We start from the raw sequence: 2,517 nt of genomic DNA, 5'->3' as shown, positions 1-2,517 counted from the left end.
CGGTTCGGCATCGACCTCATGCTCGAAGCCGATCCCGCTTAGGTGGGGACCGTGCGGGGAGCCATGCGGCTCGGGCGTCTTCGGGACGAGCCGGGTTGTTTTGAGTGATTCAAAACGCAACTGGAGCGTCGACCCCAGCGCGGCGGCCTCGACGACGAGAAGGCCGTGTCGCGGCTGGCTGCTCGCCCCCGAGGCGGCCGCTGTCGCCCGTGGTGGCCCCGTACATGGCGCCCAGGATCGCGATCTTCGCCTCGTCGCGCGTAGCCACCACGCCAGAGTCGACCAGGCCTCGGTAGAGGTCGCGACCCCGGCCGGCCGTCGCCATCGATTCGTCGCGCGCCATGCCCGCCAGCACCCTCGGCTCGAGCTGCGCGGCGTCGGCGACCACCAGGGTCCAGCCGGGGTCGGCGACGACCGCGGCGCGCACGTTCTTGGGCAGCTGCAGCGCTCCCCCACCGGAGGTCGCCCACCGTCCGGTCGCGGTCCCGCCCGGCACGTACTCGGGTCGGAACCGGCCGTCGGCGATCCACTCGTCGAGCCACGACCAGCCGTTCGCACTCAGCAGGCGGGCGAGCTTCTTGTATGCGATGAGCGGTTCGATCGCCGGATGGTCGTGCTCGCGCAGCTCCCAGCGCGACGTCGAATCGACCTGGATGCCGGCTCCCCTGATGGCACGGAGGAGGTCGACCTGCGAGTCGAGGTTCAGGCCCGGTGCCCCCAGGTCGAGGCGCACGCGCGCGGCGAGCTCGTCCATGCGCGCCGGTTTGCGCCCCGGCGCCGGTTGCGGGCCGAGCTCCGCCTCGAGGACGGCTTCGTGCACCGCACGGTTCCACGGCAGCCCGGCCACGCGCATCTCGATCGCGATCAGCGCCCCGGCGGACTCGGCCGCGAGCAGGAGGCGCAGGGCGTTCGGATCGTCGCTCGCCTCGACGAGGGCGAGTTGGCGGGCGAGCTCGTCGAGGACGGCGGCCACCGTGGGAGCGGCGGCATCCGTCGCGGGCAATGGAGCGGACGGCTCGGCAGGTGCCTCGAGCTCGCTGAGCGCATCGAGGTCGAAGAGTGCGCTGTGCGCAACGGTGCCGACCGGCGAGGGGCGCGAGGCGGTGATCGTCGCGGATCCCGCCTCGGCGGGGCCGGCCGGCATCCACGCGGGACGCGGGTGTCGCCCGCTCGACCGCGCCTGCACGGTCGCCGTCGCGTGATCGAGGATCGCGGCGCTCAGGCGCAGGTCGTGGCAGCGGTCGACGCGCACCCCCGCGTCGAGGAGGCCCGGGTAGGAGGTGCGGGTGTCGATCCACACCCACCGCGGATGGTGTTCGGCCTCGAGACGGCGGACCACCTCGGGCATCTGGTCGTCGGCGACCACCGCGAGCGGCTCAGACGGCCGGGCGGGGTCGATGAGTGCGACGCGACCCGACTCCCCAGCTGCGACGACGACCTGCACCTCCCCATTCTCGCGGCCGCCGACGACACGGACGACCGACCCGGACGCAGATGTCGGCGGCGAGGTGCACCATGAAGCCATGGAACAGCGGGACGGGCGAGCATGGTCGCGGTGAGCTTCCGGTGCGGCCACGGCGCCGGCGTCGACGACCCGGGGGCGGTGCGGCTCGGCCGGGTCTGCCCGCTCTGCATGCTCATCCACGAGACGCATCGCAGCCGCAGCGAGCTCCTCGGCCGTGTCGCTCCCGCGCAACGACGCGCCCTCGCGCACGAGACGCGCGTGGGCGCCGCATACGACTGGCGGTGCGCGCGCGGTCACGACCGTTACACCGCCTCCATCCGCGAGGTCCTCACCGGCCCCGGCTGCCCCAAGTGCCGAACCAACGCCGCCGGCCCGAGCTCTCTTCGCGAGGCTGGGGTGGCCTACATGAACCCAGGACTCCGCACGCGCACGTCGCAGACCGAGCAGCGGCTCCGGATGCTGCTGGCCGAACGCATCCGATTGCACCACGGCGTGAACGCGGTGCGCATCGCACGCACGTTCTACGGACGCCAGGAGGTCTGGCCCGACATCCTCGTGCCCCAGCTGCGCATCGCGATCGAGTACGACGACCCGGGGCGATCCCGCCGTGCGCACACCGGGCTGAAGCAGGGGTCCGACGTGGAGAAGGACGAGGCGCTCGCCGAGGTCGGCTGGGAGGTCATCCGCATCCGTGCGGGCGGACTCGAGGCCATCGACGCCAACAGCATCGTGTGTCGCACCCTGAGCCCGGCCGTGATCGACGAGGTGGTCGCCCGCATGCGCGAGCTCCGTGGAGACGAGGCCGTCGACGCGCTCGCCGTGACCACCGCGCGTATGGAGGGATGAGGACCGCGGCTGCGCTCACCTCACCGGGAGGTCGCCGACTCACGGGGCGTCGCGCCCCGCGCGGCGAGGAACTCGGGCCAGGTCACGCGTCCGCGTTGTGCGTCGCTGCCCGCGAGGTTGGCACCGTCGCGGTACGCGCGGCCGACGGCCCCCGGCATCCGGATCGGCAGTCGGCGACGCATCCGTCCCCCCTTGGCGTCGACGAG

2 protein-coding genes and 1 pseudogene are annotated in these 2,517 nt (G+C 72.9%); 1 reads left to right on the top strand and 2 read right to left on the bottom strand.

What is annotated here, in order from left to right; all coding sequences use genetic code 11:
• Window positions 1-109 precede the first annotated feature (109 nt).
• Window positions 110-1,444, bottom strand: coding sequence for a bifunctional 3'-5' exonuclease/DNA polymerase (locus GH736_RS20995; RefSeq protein WP_235934578.1), 1,335 nt, complete (start codon window positions 1,442-1,444; stop codon window positions 110-112).
• Between the two features lie 111 nt (window positions 1,445-1,555).
• Here GH736_RS20995 and GH736_RS20990 point away from each other — a divergent pair, with 111 nt between their 5' ends.
• Entirely contained in the window at window positions 1,556-2,311 is a 756-nt protein-coding gene (locus tag GH736_RS20990; protein WP_159606774.1) for a hypothetical protein, read from the top strand.
• 20 nt (window positions 2,312-2,331) lie between these two features.
• On the opposite strand, the pseudogene GH736_RS20985 reads toward GH736_RS20990, so the two are convergent.
• Window positions 2,332-2,517 (bottom strand): annotated as a pseudogene (locus tag GH736_RS20985) (NAD-dependent epimerase/dehydratase family protein); the annotation flags it as partial.

The sequence above is a fragment of the Agromyces humi genome (assembly GCF_009720255.1).
Lineage (GTDB): Bacteria > Actinomycetota > Actinomycetes > Actinomycetales > Microbacteriaceae > Agromyces > Agromyces humi.
The sequence above is the reverse complement of the archived record's forward strand: the minus strand, read 5'-3'. Positions and strand labels throughout refer to the sequence as shown.